Here is a 22644-nt window from a genome sequence, read left to right as displayed (position 1 = left end):
ATTATTTTCTTATTCAAAAGTCCAGGTAAATCAGAGAAAAACTAGCTTAAAAAAGCACATTTATATCTTCCTCACCGATGAAGGACAAGTTCATCGGTGAGGAAGATAGCGTTCATCGGTGAGGATCACCCTGTTGGTTTAAACCTAACGAACTCTTTTTCCGTTAGAAAAGACGCATATTCTGTCTGATATTATTCACTTTTCGCCTATATTTCTGCATATTATTGCACTTATTTATGCAGTTTTTTCTCTGATTCATCAATTTCGCAACGGTTATTTTCTAATATAATCTTAAAAACAGAACATCTGGACAGGATATGTTCATCCCCATTCAAGGGAAAAATGAATGTTCGTATCCAACATAATACAGTCGCAAATCATTGATTTATTCCACGGAATAGATTAACTTTGCCTGTACAAATTAAAAGCCTGCCAATATGAGCCAAGTGAAAGGAATACCATACGGAATATCCGACTTCAACCGGATGCGGAACGAAAACTTCTATTTCGTCGATAAAACCATGTATCTGCCCCTTATCGAGGAAATGCCCAGTTACCTTTTCCTTATTCGTCCGAGACGTTTCGGAAAAAGCTTATTCCTAAGCATGATGCGTACTTATTACGACATAATACAGAAGGATAACTTCGACAAGTATTTCGGTGACTTATGGATAGGAAGCCGTCCAACCAAACAACATAACAGTTTCCAAGTCCTTTTCTTCGACTTCTCAAAAGCAGGCTGCTCACTGCCGGGAGCAGATTTGATGAGTAGCTTTAATGAATATTGCAGTATCATCATCAACCAGTTTGCCCATGCATACGCATCTTATTATGATGAAGATTTCAAGTCAACAGTAGAAAGCATTGAAAGCGCTAAAGCAAAATTATCATATATAGAAGTAAAGGCTAAAGAAAAAGGATATCCTCTCTATCTGATAATTGACGAATATGACAACTTTACCAACGTCATATTGAGCGAACACGGACAGAAAATGTTCCATGACCTGACTCATGCCAGCGGCTTCTACCGTGAATACTTCAAGCAGTTCAAAGGTATGTTTGACCGAATTTTCCTAATGGGAGTCAGCCCTATCACACTGGATGATTTATCTAGCGGGTATAATATTGACTGGAATATATCGACTGATTCCCGTTTTAATGCCATGATAGGATTTGATGAAACTGAAGTACGTGAAATGCTCCGTTATTACCAACAAAATGGAAAGCTGGTCGGTGATGTAGAAGCGATGATTACAGAAATGAAACCGTGGTATGACAATTATTGCTTCGCCAGAACATCTTTGGACAACGACCGTGTGTTTAATTGCGATATGACTTTATACTATTTACGTAACCAAATTGATTTTCACCGTCCACCCGAAAATATGGTAGACAAGAATATCCGTACGGATTACAGTAAACTGAAAATGCTGGCACGCATTGACCACGACAACACCCATGAGGGAAGCCGCATGAGTACTATCGAAGAAATTGCGGCAAAAGGTGAAATACTGGTAGACTTACATACTTCGTTCCCGTCAGAAAAGATAGCAGATATAGAGAACTTCCGAAGCCTGCTCTATTATTATGGTTTACTTACCATGTGCGGCACCCGTGGCGACCGTCTGAAAATGTGCATACCTAACAATTGTGTGCGCGAGCAGTACCTTGGATTCTTGCGCGACTACTATCAACAGGCCCATACCCTGAATCTTTCACATCTGAAAGACTTGATAGATGATTTCGCCTTCGATGGTCATTGGCAACCATTCTTCGAAACCATCGCCCGTGCCTATCGGGAGAACTCTTCCATACGTGATGCGATAGAAGGGGAAAGAAACCTGCAAGGTTTCCTAAAAGCCTATCTTGCCATTGCTTCTTATTATCTCGTACAGCCGGAACTGGAAATGAACTATGGCTATTGTGACTTCTTCCTATTGCCGGACAAAATGCGTTATTCCGATATAGAACACAGCTATATCCTGGAGTTGAAATACGCTACACGTACAGCTACCAATGCTGAACTTGAAGCCCAAGCAGAAGAAGGAAGACAGCAACTGTTGCGATACAGTAAGGATAAAGTTGTGCAGAAACTGGCTACTGGAACGACACTTCACCTATTATTAATTCAGTTCCAAGGTTGGGATATGGTGAAATGTGAAGAAATAAATGCTTCTGCTATTCATCCTTCGGAATAACTTCCTGCATATAAATAGCATCCAAGCTCCAAAGAGCAGCATCATTCGTGCTAATGCTCGTACATTCATCTAATGGAGACGGTACTTCCGGCGGAAGTATGGTAGTGATGCGGAAAGGCGGTGCAGGTGTATGTTCCAACCGGGTAAACAAATCTTTCCAGGCTTCTTCAGCCATTTGGGTATTGCGCAAGTGATAAGCTGCGTAAGCCATCAGACGGGAGACACGAAAACGGCTATGGCTAAGTTCCCATGCTTTCTTCTTGTAACGTGCAGCATGATCAAGCCAGGCGTCTTTCCATTCGGGTATATCAATCATACGCATCATTTCATTGGCTATCTCAAATCCGCCCATGATCGTCATTAAATGGTTGGTTGTTTCCAATTTGGGGTCACATTCGGTTGTGATGATTCCTGTTGACGGATCAAATCCTAGAGCTTTGGGGCCGGTAAAGAGGCGGTTAGGCAGGACGGCAATGCTTTTCATTCCTGCTATTATTTTATCACGATAAGCAGTGTTACCTGTGCGCTCCCATTCTGTCATCCAATTACCGGCATAAGCCAGCCAGTCGGGACCGATACGCAAACGGGCGGGAGCGGTACAAGGATATTCACTGCGAGGTTGGGCCAGGCGCATAGGGTCCAAGTCATAGAGTTTGTGGTCGGCATCCTTCACTTCAGTCATTAAATCACCGCAACGTTCGTCTGTAGTAAGGTAATAGTAGAAACGGTTCCAGGCGGCCTGGCTGATTCGCGCTTCTTTAGCTCCGCATCCCCAATGACTTACATTATGCCGACTGCCTAATCCGGCATTGGGACCGATATGATAGACATCCACTTCGCCTGTATGACGCGTCATAGCTTCTGCCATACGCCAAATATCAATACGCCCGGTACGGAGGAAATTATACCATAGCCACATATTAGAAGCCAGTTCCGTATTGTCCCAGGCAAATCCTCCGACATCGTAACGCCAGGTATGACGAACAGGGTCATAAGCGTGCATCACATCACCATAATTCCAGAAACCGTACCACTTGTTTTGTTCGATTGCTTTCTGATAGAAGTCAATGTAAGCATCCAAGCGGTCTTCTACACGAGTACGGAATGGAGTAGTACGGTCGGGGAGACTCCATATCCCGAAAGCCTGGCGGGCATGAAGATAATTCGGGGTTGGCATTAACAGACTAGGGCTAGAAAATTGTTTGGCATAATCAGCAAAAGCCTTTTTTCCGGCATAGCCACTTTGTGGGATCAGTGTCAACGTAGTTGTACGGGCAATGCCGTATGGCGTGCTCATACCTTCCTGGACATCTTCATAGCTGGCATTCAGGTCATGAGCTATACGATCATAATGCCGTAAATCCATAGGCTCGGACTCCGGACTCCACAACCAGGCGGTAAGGGTAGCTACCGGGGTTCGTGCGTCTGAAATTTCAATAGAAGAGGGATAAGACTGCCAAAAGTCATGCATACAAAGTCCTAATCCTCCGGTAATATCTCCGACAAAAATATATCCATCGCTACGTGTGCCGGAAAAGGTTCCTATCCAGGGATTATCGTTATTGGCACGTTTACGAATGGAGAAAGCATCGGCAGTGAGTTGAGACAGACGGTAGTCATTCCATGAAGCCCAGTTATCGAGCAGAGAGCGGTTCTTTTCATCGAAAGATTCATAAGGCGGAATACGTTTGCCTTCCATTTGCTGCTGTTGCAGGGAGGGTTCATCAGTCGGCATCTGTTGTGCATCTTTCTTTTCATTACTGTTTTTCTTATTATCTGTCTTATTTAAAGTGAGTATGCGACGCCCTACCAATGGTTGTACCGGCTCGCTCCACACTCCTCCATCTGCACACGAAAAAGCAATATGACGATTATACAGAGCTTCACGCATAGGAACATCGAAACGGATACCCAAACTACGAATGAAATCTTTCTTCTGATCTCCGTCATAGATGAAGCTATGTACCATTTTGATCTGTTCACTACCACCATAAAAGTAGAGACGTACCACAAAAGGAAGCCACTCACGGTTATTCCGTTTGTTCATATCAGAGTTATTCGCATAGTTCCCTTCCCCTTCAGAGTGATTCGTATCAATCTTCTTATTCCTGTTCCGATGTATCCCTTCCAACTTTACAAGTGCCCGTACAGAGCCCAGACGTTCTATGGTTACTGATTTTATTTCTCCTATGTAATGAGTAAAAGATATTTGAGATGTATTTTCTTGAATCGGCTCGTTTTGCGTATTACAAATCAGACGCGCTTTCTCTCCTACTTTAGTTCCCTTATATAATAGGCTATCAATCAGGAAATCTCCGCGTCGGGGAATAAATACGGAAATTAGCCCTGTTTCAATTTGAATATCTTCAGGCGTTTCAGTGATTGCAATAGAAGTATTAGGCTGTTTATTGATAGTTTTTGCTTTCCGGGGGGCTTTTTCTAATGTCAGTCTTTCTGTTCCGGCAGGAATGACTCCGGCAACTCCGCTCCATTTCACGGAACCATCCGGCCAGTAAGCCAATGGCCAAGTATCTACCGGAATCTCTTGATTTCTATCTGTTTTTAACCGCAATGAAGTTTCTGGAAATAGGTAGCCTTCATCAAAAGGAACTCCGAAGCTTACAGCTTTGTCTTGTTCAGGAGTATTGCCGATCCAATGTAAAGGAACAGTAGACGTTTGGGGCGGCAAACATTCATAGCGGAAGTTTGTAATGCGGGTACGGGATAAGGTGGTACGAAAGCCGAACCATCCTTCTGTCAGAGGTTCGGCATCGCGGAAGTCCACCAGTCGCTTGCCGTCTATGTAATAACTAACCCTATTATTTTCATTTGTTATCTTAATGTGATACCAGTGATTCGCTTTTAGCAAATGTTCGGTATCTGTATATTCTTTCAATATGGCAGGACGTACTTTGGGATCTGTGATTCCTGCTTCATTGCCGTCATAACGACGGAAGCGTGTAGTAGAGTTATAATTTCCACCATATCCCATGTAATAGAGTTGCAAAGAATAACAATTCAGAAAGATTCCGCTACGCCACTTCTCACGTTTCCATATATTATCAGGATGCTTGGGGTCCGAAGCCATCCAAAAGCAATTCAGGTCACTCAAACGGTCTCCTTCTTTTTCTACAACTACACACGCATCATATTCAATGGTTACCCGCCCGCTCATCTTTTCTTTCCTCCATAAGGTAAGGCCTTTAGGAGATAGTATTTCAGCGGTATCACCCTGAAATGTCACTTTATAATCCGGAGATTCCGACTCTACCTTCCAATATTTATGAAACTGGCGGGCGTTGAGGCCGGAAACTTTATTGTTTTGTGCGTTTGTTCCTAAAGTGATGAAGAGGAACAAAAGGATAAAGAGTTTTTTCATATGTATATTTGCTATCTCACCTTACAAAGGTAGGGAGAGCCGATCAATTAAGAAATAGAATATTATCCATATATATGGCGATTCGTTCAACTATGAAAAAAAGAACAACCCGACAGTTAGCCGGATTGTTCTTTTTCAACAAACTCATATCAAATAAGAGATTTCTTATTCAAAAACCTTTTTATTCTGCTTTTTTCAAAGTTTCAGCACCTACATAGTAACCTAAGTTAGTTCCCTGGTTATATCCCATATTCTGCATCGCTTGAGACATATCATAATTATGATCGGTCATCAAGTGAGGAAGACGGAATTCGGTAGGATGATTCGTGGAGAATATATAAATAGATTTCATGTCACTTGAACCCATTATTACTTCTTCACGATAGTCACCGAGAAAATCACCATAGTAACAAGGATTGTATTTGGTGCTATGGTTACCGTCATTGCTACCGTAAGTTCCAAAATATACCAAACGAGTCTTATTCGTCTTGTTTACATCAGGGTTCTCTTTATAGCTCACGACACAAGCACGGTCCAGCATTTCTCTTGTCGGCTGCCCGCTCCAATAAATGGCTACATTATACAAAACTCCACCACCAATACCTGTAGGATATGTACTGGATACCAATCCACTGCCACTACAACTGAATACCCCTTCCTGCAAAGAAGACCAGTACTCAAAATTCGGGCTATCCGGATCGATATCTGCCACAATACAACGACCGACATCAGTAGTCGAACCCGCTCCATGGCCGGTAATCAAGCCACCATCTCTTGCATCAATCACTTGACATCCATAACCGTGTCCTTGTCCATTATAATTGCCCGGTTCTTCAAATGAAGCAACAATTTGCAATCCTGAACGGTCTTTTATAAATTTGCCAACACATAAACAGTCACCATGACCGTTTCCGGTACACCACAATTCGCTTCCATCATCATCTATAGCCGCAGAACCATACAAGATTTCATCTTTTCCATCATCGTCCAAGTCCGCTACACGAAAACTATGCGAACACATGGACAACCATTTTGAAGAATGTTCGGCTGTATCAAACTTCCAACGGGTTTCCAGTTTATTCCCTTTCAAATCGAGTGCCCATACTTGCCAATTATGATAAATACCTCTACTGATGATCAGACTGGGGTTGCTTGTTCTCACTCCGGTCGCTTCGTCAGGTATACCATCCAGATAAGCCACCCCGATAAAGAAACGGTCCATGCGGTTTCCGTAATCATCTCCCCAATATTCACTCCAATATTTAGCACGCGACGCTTTTGAACCACTTCCACCACGAGGAATATTATCCACCCGGGTAATTTCACGTCCATCATATCCACGGCAAATAGAGATATATTCGGGACCTTCCATTATCAAACCGCAAATTGTATTAATACTTGCTCCCGAATACCAGCCCACAGCGTCAGTCTGACGAATTCGATAATCGTTCACATTACCATAAGCATCGGTAATGCCCTTACCATCCCCAAACTTTGTACCTTCTGAAGAGCGGAAAGCTATTTCACATAAACCATCTCCATCAAAATCGTATAAAATATATGAAGTATAATGTGAACCGGAACGAATATTGATTCCCAAATCAATTTGCCACAAAAAAGTACCATCCATCTTATAAGCTTCCAACAAGGTCGAACCATTATTCCATCCCCCCTGGTTGGCACCATCATACGGTTCTCTCTTCACCACAATCTCCAATTCACCGTCACCGTCCAAGTCACCTAGCTGAATATCATCAGGAGAATATGTAATCGACGCATCGGGTACATTCATGTTTAATCTAATCTCATGATAAAACTTTTCTGCCATTTCAGAGGTAAAGGTATAATCGCAAAGCGTTTCAGCCTGATTGGCAAGAGTGACCCGGTATACATTCGTTTTTGATACATCAATATCCGCATCCACCCAAGAAGTAGTATTCGAAATAGGTTTCTCATTCAATTTCACTTCCGTCTCGCCGTCTACCGACTTATAAATATCAAAAGCAACATTAGACGGATCGGTCTTCAGTAATCTCCAGCTAATCAATGCGGATGATATGCCGGAAGAGTTATTGGCGTCAACATTTGGTGCCGGGTCGTAACTAACCCACATTGCACGGCTACCCGTTATAACTTCAGTAGGCAGAGGCGGCAACTCCTCTTCCGTCTGATTGCCATTGTTCACTTCAACGACGGGGTCATTATCCGAGCAGGCAACTATGGCCAGCAGACAAAACAGCCCCAGTATTATATAATGTTTCTTCATTTCTTTCGTTTTTTTATTCTATAAACATCCGTTCTATGCAAGAATATCCTATCACTATTCATCAGCATTCCGGTTGTGGGTTACCACCCCGGATTCTGCTCCAAATTAGGATTCTTAGATTTTTCACTCTGCGGAATCGGGAAGAAATACATCTTATCATCCCAACTTCTTTCTTTTACCTTACGTTCATACGTATAAGTATCATCCCCATTCTTCGTAATCTTCATTTCAACAATGTTCTTGAAATGTTTGTCACCCTCCTTCCAACGACGTACATCCCAAAAACGATGTCCTTCAAAGGCCAATTCTACCATACGTTCATTCTGATATTTCTTCCAGAAAGCATCATTGGTCATCCCTTGAGGGAATCCGGGCATCTCGGCACGCGTACGAACTACTTTGATAGCATCCACAGCCGAAGTTGTAAATTCATTATCCGTTGCATACGGACTACCCAGATACTTATATACAGCTTCCGCATAATTCAAATAGAACTCTCCAAAACGGAATGTAATCCATGAATGATAGGTCTTTGAAGCTGTACCGGCACGTAAGTCTACTGCCGTCTGACAATACTTCTTCAGATAATAGCCAGTCGGAGTTCCGCCACTCAAAGGCTCCGCATTTAGTCCGCCCTGATAGGTTTGCAGAGGAACAGTATTCCAGTTAGGCCACTTTTCGTCCCCATTCTTGGCAATAGTCAGATAGAAACGAGGGTCGCGGTTGGTATAATAAGGATTAGCAGGATCATAGTTATCCAACTCGTCCGGACGCAACCCTGTATCCTTCATCTCATACGCATCCACCAGTGTCTGTGTGGGACAGTTTCCACCTTTACAATTTTCCAACCCTACCGGGAAGTTATATCCCTCAAAAGAATTAGTGGTAGTAGTGGCACGACGGAGAAAAATCAATTCATTAGTAGCGTCATTGTAATTGTCCTTGCTCCAAAGTGATGAATAATCCTCCACTAAGAGTTTTGCCTTTTCAGCAAACCCATTACTGTCATCTAAAATTTCCTTATTGGCTTTAGCTGCACGATACCACAGTTCTCTATTATCAGTCGGATTAAATAAAGGACTTGCCGCATACAATGCTGCACGAGCTTTCAAGGCCAATACCGTTTTACGGTTGGCACGTCCTGTTTCCGCCGGACTACTAGGCAATGCCATATCTCCCAGTTTACTGTAATCGACGATAATCTTATCTTTAATATCATCACATTCGGCTATGATATAATCAAAAATCTCCTGTGCCGGTCTGCGCGATAACGTATTCGATTCTTCGGCTGTTAATATATGGTCGCTAAACGGCACATCTCCATATTGCCGTACCAAGTTAAAGTAGAAATATGCACGAAGGAAACGTACCTCATACTGGTAATTGGTATAGCGGAACATCTGTTGTGCATAATCACTGTTCAAAGCCAACTCGGGAAATGTCAGTCCGGTAAACTTCTCCAGATATAAATTACAATTGGCTATCCCTTCATAACAGGACGTCCACATGCTACTTTTAGCATTCGACGGACTCCAAGAACCATTGTAAAAGTCTTCAATCTGATTTCCCGAATAAGCATATTCGGACTCATCGGTAGCAGAACCAAGAATTGCCCCGCTATAGTTTCCAAAGTCCACATCCATGGACAAATAGATATTTGTTATCAGCCCTCCTACATTACCGAAGTTGAGCTTCACAAAATCCTCATCATAATTATTGTACTCATGATATTCCATCTTATCTGAGCAGGAACCGAGTGCGGCTACACACATCATTCCGTAGATAATGTTTTTCAGTTTCATTCTTTCGCTTTGTTTTTATGATTAAAAACCAATCGTAACACCGACTACTACACTCTTATTCAGCGGAGTCGCTACACCATAACATTCCGGATCTGTCACATCAATATGATCTGAACAGAACAAGTCTGTTCCTCTGACATATAACTTGGCACTCCCCAATATCTTAGTCTTCTTCATCCATTCTTCCGGAAATCTGTAATACACCTCCGCGTTACGTAACTTCAAGAATGACCGGTCCGCCAACCAAACTGTATTAGCCTGATAGTTATTGGCATTACTCTGTGAACTCAAACGAGGATATTTGGCATTTTGATTTTCCGGTGTCCAACGATTCTCATAATAATGAGTAGAAAGTGTCGTATTATTTATCAACGGCCAAAACATACTCTTCGTATTCAAGACAGCAGAATAGTTACCTGTTCCCTGAAACATTACATCTACTCCAATCCCTTTCCATTCGGCTCCCAAATGGAAAGAATAATAAATTTCCGGAGCCGTCGTACTATAACCGATAGCTGTTTTATCATTGGCATCAATGATTCCGTCTCCATTCACATCTTTATATTTTATGTCTCCCGGCACTACCGTACTAAAGTTTTGCGGAAGGCTGTTTGCTATATCTTCTTTATCTTTGAAGAAACCTTCAGCTACCATTCCATATACTTGTCCCAACCGATTTCCTGTTTGCACAAGATTCTTATACAAACGCGGTTCTTCCAGTTGTTCCTTAATTTCATTCTTATTCCAAGCAAAATTACCGCCAAGGTTGAACACTACATCTCCTAACCGTTTCGTATAGTTAAGTCCTAGTTCCACGCCATAGCTATCAACGATTCCGGCATTCTCGAACGGAGCATCTACGCCCAACACATCGGTATATTTTCCTTCGGAAGAGACCCAAATATCTTTTCTCCGTTGGTAATAGCCTTCTGCCGTCACGTCCAGTCCATTGAACAACACGGCATCAACACCAACATTGTATTTATACGCTTTCTCATGTGTCGAATTAGCAGTTGCCAGGCGCCCGATAATAGTACTTCCGAATTCAGAGTCGTAACTACTGTTAAACTTATATTGCGTACCGGTAGTCGTATAAATCTGATCCCAATAGTCATATACGGTAGTACTTCCGTCTTTAGGCAGATAATCAACATTGATCACTCCAAACGAAGCGCGCAATTTCAGGAAGTTCACCCAAGACACATCTTTCAACCATTTTTCTTCCGAAAGCACCCAAGCAGCAGAAATGGTAGGCGAGAAAGCCCATTTATGCCCCGGTGCCAATAAACTGGAGGCCGAGCCAACCAATGCCAGATCCAAATAATAGCGATTAGAGAAACCTACATGATTATACCAGGATACATTTTGCCGATAAATAGTAGTGTTCAATCCGTATGAATCACGATACTCATAATCCCATTTGAATTGAGAATACACATCCCACTTCCGAAACGAGCGATTGTAATCGACACTACCTGCAAAGTTAAATTGGCGCGCCCAGTTGTCAATACCTGCACCCGAACCCATTTCACTGGATTCGCCACCTGAAATGGCAGTATAAAACGGACCGTTAGTTGTCCAGCTTGTTGCATAACCGGCATACGTATAAGTCTTGCTATGGTCTTCCAGAATATTGGAATAGTTGTCATAAGCTAAACGAAAGTTTGCTCCCAATCCTTTCAGCAAACCAGATAAATCTTGTGACAAGGTAAGGTTGGCAAACAAACTGCGAGAGTGTCCTTTAGAATAAGCAGCTCCCTGCGATTGTGCGACAGGATTCGATGTTCCCGCCCAAGTAGTACTTCCTCCCCAACTGTCATCTTCCGTACGAACCGGAAAAGCTGCAGAAGGAATCGAATAAATCATATCCCATAGGTTAACCGAAGCCCCCGGAATCCGAGATTCGGACAAGGTACCGAGAAGATTCAACTTCAATTTGGTAGTGGCGGTTAAATCAATATCCAGATTTGTACGCAAATTAGCACGTGAATACATATTCTGTGTAGAATATCCGTCATTTGCATTCGGGGTTTTGATAAACCCTTTGTCTGTTAATAAATTCGCCATAGTATAGTAGCGGAACTTTGCTCCTCCCCCACGGAATTCGATCGTATATTTATTAGAAACTCCTCTGTCTTTAAAGGTTTCATCAATCCAGTTCACATTAGGATAGAGATAAGGGTACATACGGGAAGCCCCTCCACTACCTACTCCATTACGGAAAGCATCGACTTCTTCCGGAGTATACCGAGCTCCCAAACCTTCATATCCACGCGCTTCATTCACTGCAGAAGCATACGTAGCTGCATCTACAAATTCCGGACGTCGAGACTGAGTGTTAATGATATGATCATACGTAAAAGTTATCTCTTTTGTTTTGTACTTACCACGCTTTGTAGTAATCAAGATCGCACCGTTCACCCCTTTGTATCCGTACAATGCCACAGCCGCGGCATCTTTCAGGATGGAAACGGATTCTACTTCTTCTGGGCTCACCAAGCTCATGTCTCGTTCCAAACCGTCAACCAGCACAAGCGGTGTACTACTTGACAAGCTCTGCAAACCACGTACATAAAAGGTAGGATCTGCCATTAACCCGGTACTGGCCGCATTCTGCAAAGTAGTAAGGCCCAATCCATATCCATATAAAGAATTGGATATATTCCGGGAAGACCGCTTATTAAACTCTTCGTTATAGGTGGTAGAAACAGCTGCTGTTGATTCATGACGACTGAATGTCCGGTTAGCTCCCACATCAATAGTCTGAGCTGCATATCCCATCACAATAGTCATCGGACCATCAGTCTTTGCCACAACTGTGGTAGAGCCTTTGTCGACAGAAACGACACTCAAACGTTGTCCTTTCTCGACCGCAATCTCGAATTTACCATCTTTATCAGTTTCAACCCGGGTCTCCACTGCGCCACCTTCCACATTAACGGACGCTCCATAGACTGGGTTTCCCGATTTATCAACAACAATACCTATAATGTTGTTGTCTGTATTCTGTGCTCTGACCGGAATGCTCAAACAAACCAGTAAAGCCAGTATCAGAATCTTATTTTTTCTCATATAAATCAATATTCAATATTGTTTTAATCTATTTCGCTGTCTCACATTACCAACCCGGATTCTGAATCAATCCATATCCTTTGTTAATTTCCGTTTGCGGGAATGGAGAAAGATACCATTTGGGATCAAATCCGTATGTCCACCACCGACGGACCGGCTTGGATAACTCAAACCTTTCATATTCAAAACGAGTAGGCTGCAATGCCCCCTTGTTCTTATCTCCTTCATTCCATTTAGCATTTCCCGTTATACGATTACCGGTATCATCCAAACGATAGGCGAGCAACCCGTGCAGGCGCTTCTCGAAACGATCGGCACGCTTGTAACGGACAAGATCAAAGTAACGGCTATCTTCAAGCCCCAATTCCCGAACACGCTCGCACAGCAATTCTTCCAATAAGGCTGCTTTGTCAGAAAGTAAATTCTTATCTGTAACACACTCCGCCAAATCTTTCTTCAATCCTACGCGGGCACGTACTATATTCATTTGGTCAATAGCACCCCGGTGATCATTCTTGGCTTGAAGCAAGGCCTCTGCATAAGTTAAATAAATGTCAGATAAACGAAGATATACCCAATGCGTATACTGACGTTGGTACTCTGTTCCCAAATAATATTTCATATTTTTATAACCAGTCGCATAGTTACCTGATTCAAGTGCAGCATTTTGTCCTTCATCGTATCCTCCGACCCACAATTCATAAGGTAAACCGGACATTGTTCCTGCACTCCAGTCTAACATCTTCGGCAATCCGTTTACCATGCAATGCTCATACAGACGAGGATCACGGGTTAATACGATTTCCGACAATAGTTGTTCTCCATTTTTGAATGTTCCGGTCAGGAACATTGCATCCAACTTACCTTCTGTTTCCGTCTTTTTCCAGTCAAACGGAGTACCGTCGGCCCATGGGAACATCTCCACATATTCCTGTGTAGGCGGATATTCGGTACGACAAAGTGACGGAACAGCCCAGGAATGCCACATATAAGAACTTGAGTTGAAAGCGTCCGACATATTCGTGCGGACAGAATGCAAGACCTCCTTGCTGTTCTGACGAATATATCCCATACGATATGCCTGCCGATACTGTTCCGGTGTTTCTTCCGAAGCCTTATTCAGGCTATATCCGCCTTGACTCTCCAGCTCTTTAAAGAATGCTTCACAAGCCTTCAAACAGTTATCCCAAAGTTCCGCATGGTAGCCGCCGTACCATACCAGATGCTGCTGTTCAGCCTCTGAGTTTCCTCCTGCATATCCGTTGACATCGTTAAACAACGGAGAAGCGGCAAATTGCCAGATTTTGCATTTCAATGCCATCGCACCGGCCTTTGTCCAGTGTCCGGCCTTGCTGGCAAGATCGGCATCAGCATAAGCCCACACCAATCCACCGGAATTGATAGCATCATCCAACATCTTTATCATGTAGTTAACAGTCTCCTCTACCGTAGCACGGGGGATTTCATAACCTGACTCCGTACCGGTGAATGAAGCATATAACAATGGAAGACCTCCATAATGACGGAACATATCAAAATAGCGTGCCGCAATCAGGCATTTAGCTTCTGCCACCAACTGAGTTTTTTCAGTGCTATCCATGCCCGGCACTCTATCTATATTTTCCATTAACAACCAGCACCAGCGCACTACTTCCCATACCATTTCCCGTGTATATGGGAAAATATTACCACGCGTGCCATAGTTGGCATTGAGAGAACCCAAATAATACTGCTGATATACAGTTGCGTCACTAAAATAAAGTGACCAGCAGTCTGTTAGCGCATCCTTCTTTCCTAAATAAGGACTGGAAGAATCAGGAATATTACCGTTACTGTCCGTATTATAAGGTAATCCGTAATACTGTCTACTGTAACAGGTATTCAAAAATTGGCGCGTATATTCCGCACTATTGAACACTGTGTCAATAGTAGCATTTCCGCCCGGTGCCTTATCCAAAAAAGAGTTTCCGAATTTAATTTCGTCCACACATGAAGTGGAAACCAAACAAACCGCCGCTCCCAACATCGCACCGATGAACCATTTATTTTGTAATTTCATTGTATCTTTCCTTTATCTATTTTAGAATCCTAATTTCAAGCTCAACGTATAAGTCTTGGACAATGGATAAGAAGGTGCATTAGTAGCTCTTGCCTCCGGATCACCCCACAAATAAGGTGTAATCGTCCACAAATTATATCCTGCAAAAGCCAACTGACATGTATTCAGTCCAAGTTTCTTCATTAATGGGAAGTGAAAATTGTATGCCACCTGAAGAGTTTTCAAACGCAAGTATTTGGCATCTTTCTCATATAAAGTGGAGGTAGCATAATTATTCTTTGCATTATCAATGGTAGCTCTCGGATACTCCGAAGATTGTGACGGATTTTCCGGTGTCCATGTATGATCCAGATGGTATGCCAACAATCCTCCCTGCTCGCTATTGGAAGATGAATAGAACGGCTGACGAAATACATCCGAAATCATACGGCTTACATTCCAGGCCCCTGTCCATTGAGTACTTATTTCCAGATTCTTCCAACTGAATCCTAAATTAATACCTAGCATATATTCAGGATCGTCTGTAAAGCCATAGTCATAACTTGCATCATTTGCATCAATCTTACGGTCACCATTCAAGTCAACATATACTGCATCTCCATTTTGAAGAATACTCTCGTGAGTGGGGAACGGACGATTAAATGTCTGCTCATATAGCGCAGGTGTATCCTCATCATAGAAGCGCCAGAAAACATATTGACTACGCGAACCGATACGGTGTCCCTTCTGATATTGATATAAATTATTCTGCGGTGCTTCCTTCTTTTCAAGAATCTCATTCTGATTATAAGAAAGGTTAATACCCGCCCAATAACGGAAATTATCGCCAATCTTATCGTTCCATTTTAAAGAAAGTTCCCAGCCCCAACTGTCTACACTTCCTAAATTTGAATAGGGAGTAATGAACCCTAACATTCCCGGAGCTGTACCGTCACGCAAAAGGATGTCATTACGACGTTCTTTATAATATTCAAAGGTTGTTTTCAGACGGTCATCAAGGAAGTTAATATCAACACCATAGTTCCGTTTCAGAGCTTTTTCCCATGTCACAGCAGGGTTATTCTTAGCTACCTCACGCGCACCCAGACTAACAGTACCATTATCTGTTCCGAATCCATATCCCCAGGCGTTAGTTGCTCCTCCACTTGCCGTTACACGATTTGCCAAGTCACCTAAACCGACATTATATGGATCAGCCATATACATAAACCGCGATCCTCCAATATTATCGTTACCTACCAAACCGACACTGGCACGTAATTTCAAGAAGCTAACCACCGACTTCAAAGGACGGAAAAACTTCTCTTCACTCATCACCCAACCTATAGAACCAGCCGGGAAATAAGAAAAGCGCAAATCGGACGCAAAGTTTTCCGAACCGTTATAACCCACATTAAACTCTGCCATATAGCGGCTCTTCCAATCATAAGTGACACGTCCGACTAATCCGACATATCCATGAGGAATGTCCGAATATAATTTCGGATAATACTCTTTCTGTTGATTATACAAAACTAAGGCTGTCACCGTATGATCACCAAAAGTACGATTATAATTAAAGCTGGCTTCCATATACCAATTACGTGCTTTGCCTGTAGTATACGAATACTTCACATCTGTATTCTCTCCAAACTTACGATAAGCAATACTACCGTCATCCATCAATACAGGAGTGTATGTAGCAATAGACCCACCAGAACCGACTTTATTAACTGTAAACGAGCTGTTATAAGATCCCTTCACTTTAAAAGAAAGTCCTTTAGTCAAGAAGTCCATTTTTTGATCCAGAATCACATCCACATTCAGCGAATTGTTGCTGGTCTGGCTGAACCCATTTCCATAATATCCCATACCTGTACCTCCTGTAAATGGTAATTTCAGTCCGTCTGAATAAGTCTCATCGCTCGAATTTACCAATTTTCCATCTATGATTCCCGGACTGGAGAAAGGAGTAGCATAATACATATTTTTAATCAATCCGGAAGATCCCTGACTCGTACGCGGTTGATCTGAATTATTCACATTACCACTAATATTGAATGACAAAGTAGTCGTTTTAGTGACATCCATATCCAAGTTTGTACGATAGTTAAACCGACGGTACTGATAGCTTAAATTATAAGGAAGATCAAACTCACTAAAAAGTCCTCCTTGCGTATAAGCACCTGCAGAGATGAAATAACGTACTTTATCTGTTCCTCCCGAGATGTTCAGATTATGCTGGCTCTGAAGCGTAGAGCTTTTCATAATATAGTCAGCCCATTGTATATTTGGGAAACGAATAGGATCGGAACCATCTGCAAATTTTTGAATCACGCCATCACTAAATAAGGCAGATTTGCCATCACCGGACATCATTTGATTATGAAAACGGGCATAGTCATAGGAACTTGCCTGTTCTACCATTTTTGTAGGCATCAATACAGAAGCAGAAGTAGTAAACGAAATTTTCGCCTTTCCTTCCTTTCCTCGTTTAGTTGTAATCAAAATGACCCCATTTGCTCCACGAATACCAAATACGGCTGTTGCCGAAGCATCTTTCAAGATAGAAATGGATTCAATTTCATTCGGGTCGATATCACTCATACTTTCACGATCCACACCGTCTACCTGAATTAACGGTGAAGAATTTTCCCAAGTAGCTTTACCACGAATAAAAATTTCAGCGGCATCCGCTCCCGGCTCACCGGAATATTGTACGGTAGTCAAACCTGTCATCTGCCCTCCTAATACATTGGAAACCGAACCTACAGATACACGGGTCAATTCTTCTCCCTTCACACTAGCGATAGCTCCTGTCATGGTCACTTTCTTCTGCGTACCATAAGCTACGATTTCCACCTCTTCAAGTGCTGTCACATCCTCTACCAGAATGACTTTCATGTCATTTTTCGCTACTACTTTTTTATCGGTATAACCTATAAAAGATACTTTCAATTTCGCACCGGGACGTACATTTATTCTAAATACACCGTCAATATCGGTAATTGTACCATTAGATGTTCCTTCCGCAAGTACACTTGCTCCAATTATCGGTTCGCCTTGGCTATCTACTACTGTTCCTTTTATAGTACTTTGCTGCTGTACAACTTCGATGGCTGCCGAAGCTGTTTGCAATCCCCATGCAGGTGCAAAAGTTGCTATAGTGAAAAACAGAGCGACAGGTAAGGTTGTCCCCTTTATAAAGTTTTTCTTATTCATATATGTATATGTTCATGATATAAGTATAATTTTAACGGACTTTATATACCGTCATTATTTTAGAATGCAAGCATCATACGGAAATAACCGGCACGCGAATCACGTTCACAAATTATGTGATATCTTCCACCAGCCATACCGTGTGTCCATTGGTTGGCTGGAGAACGCTGTGTGCTACTCCAATAGTGTCCACTGTTAGTTCCTGACTCGACAGAGGTCATCTCATCACCATTTACATTCTTGAGACAACGGTTAATAACACTCAAATTCTTAGCGACTGTATCCCAACACATTATAGAGGGCAAATACCAAGGAGTCACATTTGCCGGAATAGCTTCCGCTTCACGATAAGCCTTGATATACGCATAAGCATGGTCGCAAGTAGAAGGACTACCCATACCTTCGTAACACATAGTAAGTAACTGTGTATTATTGTATCCCATTAGTGCTGGGAAAACCAATGAAGCATCATTCTTGTTAACATCCTTCTCTGTGTTACAACCTACAAACTTGTTTGCCCAATTCTCATCTGAAGTAAACCAGTCTGAATAATAACCGGACTTACTTGAATGGAACATTTTCAAAGCAACATCATTTTGTTCACTATCTTTTACCACAGAATTCTTAATAGATAGCACTATACCGTGCGTACATGCAGGGAAATCGCGACGCAAAGCATCAACTTCTGCTGAATAGAGTTCAGTATGTGTTACACTGGGTTGTGAATTTCCTACATAACATACAATACCAATCACATTCTCCGGCACCGTTTCCGCATCTACTGAAACTATTTTTCCATCTGCACAAAAATAGTCTCCTACCTGCAAAGTATGGTTGATTTTACTTTTATCTTCGATGGTATACATTTTCGCCGTTCCTCCTTCCAGCGTACCTTTAGCTTCATATTCCATCTCACTTACTCCAGAATAAGTACCCTTAATTGAGAATTCCTTCTTCGGATTAACCAAGAAACGGTATGTATCCGTACTTTCCTGATAATAAGGAGTTGCTTGAGTATTGTTCACTGTAAACGAACCGGCTGTTAATGGTAACAAATAATCATCTATACCGCCATTTGTAAAGCTATAGGTCAAATTAGGCATCTTCACTACCGCAAGAGCCATCCGATGTTGCATAGTAAAAGCGATCTGTCCTTTCAAACGATCCCCCTGAACACTACCCGTACTCGTCATCAAATCATATTGTGTATAATTTCCTTCATTTTGTTCACTGCCTATTTTCCAATTGTTGACGTATGTTTCAAAAGGATCCACCTTCGTCGGATCAAAAGTCACATTCGCATTATACGGATAGTATGCATAAAAAGTCATCCGCTGAAATTGTGAACCTTTGTATTCAATAGGATCCCCTCCATCAGTCAATTCCCAATAGCCATCTGTCAGTGTGAATTTCCGATTCTTGATATCCTCTACCACCGTTTCTCCTCTTACCGCAAATATACCGATAGCATCTCCGTTAGAAAATCGGGTAGTATATCCATTCTCTGTAGCACGTGTCTTACCACTTTCGTCCATAAATCCTTCATCAGACACACTAATCTGAAATCCCTGCAAAGAATCCGGTGTTTCTCCGGTGAGTTCTTCATTTTGCGAGCAAGACGCAACTATGGCTGCGCCAGCCAGAAAAAGCATTGATATATAATTATATATTTTCATAAATCTCATGTTTATATTTTTAGCATTTTTATCTATATTAGATTGGTAAACAGATCACTTCACAACAGGCTGTGGAGTTACGGTTTCTTCTGTAATATTCCAACTAGGATTAGTTATCTCTGTTCCAGTTTCAGCTATACTCGGGTCGGATGTTATAGGATCGTGGTTTTCATCCTCCCATCCTATTATTTGCGTTTGTTCTGTAATTGTCAACACATAATTATTGTCCTCGTATTTATTTGTCTTGATGATGTAATTATAAGAAAATCCTGATTTCAATTCTGTCAAGTTAGCAAACTCGGCTTCATAAAGATAACCGTTCATTCTAGCTTGGATAGTTACTTTGCCTTGCACCTTCTGTGGCAGTAAAATAGCTTGTACTGTATAATTATCCTGCTCTCCTATTTTATCCCAATAAATATCATCTTTATCCGTAACAGGGTCTTCACTGACTGTTGTCTCCCCTGTTTTAGGATTAAATGTACCATTATTCTTAAGCCCAATAAGATAACAAGTTATATCTGCCAAGTCCACACCTTCGCCAGCTTGAAACTCCAATCTAATACGACTCATCACATGATTGAATGCTAATGTCACGTTCGGGGTTTGTGATGTAGCCTTCCCTTTGGCAAAAAGAAAATCTATCTTCGCACGTTCTTCTGCTGTAGCTTGATTTTCACTAGCTGTAGTCACTTCTAATGCAGGTTGTTCTTCACCTGATGTACCAGAAAATGGAGCGTATGCCACTACATCATACTCTCCGGAACCTAATACCCAAATTTCTTCTGCATTTCCTCCTTTTGCTGCAAAAAGACCATTGCCCTTGTATTTGTAATGAATATTCACTTGTTCCGTACCACAAGTGATTCCTACCGAGTCTTCTGCCTCCCAGTTTGTTTCCGTAGCTCTTGTAACAAGATTGCTAGCCTCATGATTGTTTATTACTGCACTAAAAGAAACTTTCGCTCCCGTATCACCGGTAAACTGAATATCAGTTTCTTTAATATCGTTGCTACATCCTGCTAAAAGTAGTAAGGCAACAGCAGTTGTGACATAGTTTTTTTTCATACCATGTTTTTTAAAGTTAAACATATTTTTGTTGATTAGTAAAATCGTCGTAAAGTAAAAAAGACAATGGCTGCATTCTTTTCCAACCAGCAATTGAAATAAATGAAGCCTTTTTTTTGTTGTTTTCCATATTCATTAGTTATATCTGTTAAGTTAAACAAAAGTTAGATTCTCTTTTTAAACATAACTTTTCACACTCTACCTGTGAAAAAGTGTTGCAAACATAACGACTTAATCAAGATATAGCAATGCAGAATCGTACAAATGCATGGAAAATACCGTCTTTTGCACGATATTCCATGCTGTGGGAGCGATTTTCGATTAGTTCCTAAGGACTATGAACCTTTTTGTTTCTATTTTATTGTATGGAAAATAGTAATTTATAAACCTAAAAATGATATGGCGAATTTTTCAATTGTAGTTGTTCCAACTAAAAAATTATCAAATGGCAGACATCGAATAAGGATAGCCGTAGCACATCATTCTCAAACCAGATATATATCTACCCAATTTACTTTGGATTCTGCCAGTCAACTAAAAAATGGTCGAGTAGTAAGGCATGAGAATGCAGCGAATATGAATGCTTGTCTTCGGAAACTAATCAATGAGTATGAAGAAATTATTACATCGATCAGCTATTTACCAGCAATTTCATGTACCGAGCTTATACGTATAATTACTTATGAACAAAAGAAAAAAGGTATAACCTTTCAAGCTGTTGCAAAAGAATACATGAATTTCATGAAAGGAGAAGAGCGGGAGAAATCTTATAAACTTTATAAGATAGCTTCCGAAAGATTAGTCAAATATATGAAAGGGGATTTTCCTTTAATTCAATTGACACCTATACATATCCAAGAATTTGCCAAAGTTCTTCACGAGGAGAATCTGGCAGATACAACTATCAGAATATATCTGACTTTGATAAAGGTGATATTAAATTATGCCGGTAAGATGAATTATGTATCTTACTCCATTCATCCTTTTGTCCTCTTTAAGATGCCGGCAAGTAATGTGCGGGAACTTGATTTGTCAATAGATGAACTGAAGAGAATACTTGATGTCCGGCTTTTAAAGCCTTCTTTATCCATGGTGAGAGATATTTTTATGCTTACCTATTATTTAGGCGGTATCAACCTGAGAGATTTATTAGTATATGATTTTAAAAATAAGAACGATATGCGTTATGTGCGTCACAAAACACGTAATAGCAAGAAGGGAGAAAATGAAATTGTATTTACTTTGCAGCCTGAAGCAAAAGTGCTCATAGATAAATATATGTCGAGAAATGGGCATTTGCAGTTTGGTAAATATTCATCTTATAAACAAATATATAGTTTAGTCTTCCGACATATAAATAAGGTAACAGAACTTTCGGGGGTAAAGAAAAAGGTTACTTACTATTCCGCCCGAAAGACATTTGCACAACACGGATATGATTTAGGCATTCAAATTGAAAAAATAGAATACTGTATCGGACACAGTATGAAAAATAACCGTCCTATCTTTAATTATATTAAGATTATGCAAGAACATGCCGATAAGGTGTTCCGTGCCGTACTTGACCAATTGCTATAGTATAGATAGTTTTTCACTGCTATTTTTAGTTCCTTCTTTTGCTAATCGATTCCATTCCGATCGCTATCCTTTTTTCGTTCCACTATAGTTATCCGCAAAGTACACTATAGTTACCCTTGCGGATAACTATAGTCAAACGCAAAGATAACTATAGTGGAACGAAGAAAGATTCGCATACCGGATAACTCATAATAGGTAAAAAAGATATTAATGGTACTAATTGTTCAAATCTTATCCTCAATTGATTGCTAGCTGTATGTAGTCGTTTGATGCGCAGGTAGTTATGTTTAAAAAGAGAATCTAACTTTTGTTTAACTCTATAATAAATACGCTATGTAAATATAT

10 protein-coding genes are annotated in these 22644 nt (G+C 41.2%); 2 read left to right on the top strand and 8 right to left on the bottom strand.

Annotated features, from left to right (window positions below; all coding sequences use genetic code 11):
• Positions 1–437: 437 nt before the first annotated feature.
• The gene (locus tag Bovatus_RS21610) at positions 438–2198 is read left to right on the top strand and encodes an ATP-binding protein (protein ID WP_004301572.1); all 1761 of its coding nucleotides are present in this window, start codon (positions 438–440) and stop codon (positions 2196–2198) included.
• Here the strand turns inward: Bovatus_RS21610 and Bovatus_RS21605 are convergent.
• From Bovatus_RS21605 to Bovatus_RS21570, 8 genes are all read right to left on the bottom strand, one after another.
• Positions 2179–5577: an exo-rhamnogalacturonan lyase family protein gene (locus Bovatus_RS21605; protein ID WP_004301571.1), complete on the bottom strand. Its 3399-nt coding sequence runs from the start codon at positions 5575–5577 to the stop codon at positions 2179–2181. The genes Bovatus_RS21610 and Bovatus_RS21605 overlap by 20 nt on opposite strands.
• 181 nt (positions 5578–5758) lie before the next feature.
• Positions 5759–7843 (bottom strand): rhamnogalacturonan lyase family protein, encoded by a 2085-nt coding sequence (locus tag Bovatus_RS21600; protein WP_004301570.1) that lies wholly within the window; start codon positions 7841–7843, stop codon positions 5759–5761.
• Positions 7844–7923: 80 nt separating this feature from the next.
• The gene (locus Bovatus_RS21595; protein ID WP_004301569.1) at positions 7924–9645 is read right to left on the bottom strand and encodes a RagB/SusD family nutrient uptake outer membrane protein; all 1722 of its coding nucleotides are present in this window, start codon (positions 9643–9645) and stop codon (positions 7924–7926) included.
• A 21-nt stretch (positions 9646–9666) separates the two neighbouring features.
• Positions 9667–12717: a SusC/RagA family TonB-linked outer membrane protein gene (locus tag Bovatus_RS21590; RefSeq protein ID WP_004301568.1), complete on the bottom strand. Its 3051-nt coding sequence runs from the start codon at positions 12715–12717 to the stop codon at positions 9667–9669.
• A 46-nt stretch (positions 12718–12763) separates the two neighbouring features.
• Positions 12764–14776, bottom strand: coding sequence for a RagB/SusD family nutrient uptake outer membrane protein (locus Bovatus_RS21585; protein WP_004301567.1), 2013 nt, complete (start codon positions 14774–14776; stop codon positions 12764–12766).
• Between the two features lie 21 nt (positions 14777–14797).
• Entirely contained in the window at positions 14798–17977 is a 3180-nt protein-coding gene (locus Bovatus_RS21580) for a SusC/RagA family TonB-linked outer membrane protein (protein WP_004301566.1), read from the bottom strand.
• A 59-nt stretch (positions 17978–18036) separates the two neighbouring features.
• A complete protein-coding gene (locus Bovatus_RS21575; protein ID WP_004308489.1) occupies positions 18037–19653 on the bottom strand; it encodes a fimbrillin family protein in 1617 nt (538 codons plus the stop codon).
• 54 nt (positions 19654–19707) lie between these two features.
• Entirely contained in the window at positions 19708–20721 is a 1014-nt protein-coding gene (locus Bovatus_RS21570; protein ID WP_157452186.1) for a fimbrillin family protein, read from the bottom strand.
• 399 nt (positions 20722–21120) lie between these two features.
• On the opposite strand from Bovatus_RS21570, the gene Bovatus_RS21565 reads away from it, so the two are divergent.
• On the top strand, positions 21121–22299 hold the full coding sequence (locus tag Bovatus_RS21565) for a tyrosine-type recombinase/integrase (RefSeq protein WP_052588036.1): 1179 nt from the start codon (positions 21121–21123) through the stop codon (positions 22297–22299).
• Positions 22300–22644 lie beyond the last annotated feature (345 nt).

This window comes from Bacteroides ovatus, assembly GCF_001314995.1.
GTDB lineage: Bacteria > Bacteroidota > Bacteroidia > Bacteroidales > Bacteroidaceae > Bacteroides > Bacteroides ovatus.
Note: the sequence above shows the minus strand (reverse complement) of the source record. Positions and strands in the feature narration are given on the sequence as shown.

Bases quoted from the DNA above. Each gene is read 5' to 3' on its own strand.
- Bovatus_RS21590 (WP_004301568.1), bottom strand. From the start codon at position 12,717: ATGAGAAAAAATAAGATTCTGATACTGGCTTTACTGGTTTGTTTGAGC.
- Bovatus_RS21610 (WP_004301572.1), top strand. From the start codon at position 438: ATGAGCCAAGTGAAAGGAATACCATACGGAATATCCGACTTCAACCGG.
- Bovatus_RS21570 (WP_157452186.1), bottom strand. From the start codon at position 20,721: ATGAAAAAAAACTATGTCACAACTGCTGTTGCCTTACTACTTTTAGCA.
- Bovatus_RS21565 (WP_052588036.1), top strand. From the start codon at position 21,121: ATGGCGAATTTTTCAATTGTAGTTGTTCCAACTAAAAAATTATCAAAT.
- Bovatus_RS21585 (WP_004301567.1), bottom strand. From the start codon at position 14,776: ATGAAATTACAAAATAAATGGTTCATCGGTGCGATGTTGGGAGCGGCG.
- Bovatus_RS21575 (WP_004308489.1), bottom strand. From the start codon at position 19,653: ATGAAAATATATAATTATATATCAATGCTTTTTCTGGCTGGCGCAGCC.
- Bovatus_RS21580 (WP_004301566.1), bottom strand. From the start codon at position 17,977: ATGAATAAGAAAAACTTTATAAAGGGGACAACCTTACCTGTCGCTCTG.
- Bovatus_RS21595 (WP_004301569.1), bottom strand. From the start codon at position 9,645: ATGAAACTGAAAAACATTATCTACGGAATGATGTGTGTAGCCGCACTC.
- Bovatus_RS21600 (WP_004301570.1), bottom strand. From the start codon at position 7,843: ATGAAGAAACATTATATAATACTGGGGCTGTTTTGTCTGCTGGCCATA.
- Bovatus_RS21605 (WP_004301571.1), bottom strand. From the start codon at position 5,577: ATGAAAAAACTCTTTATCCTTTTGTTCCTCTTCATCACTTTAGGAACA.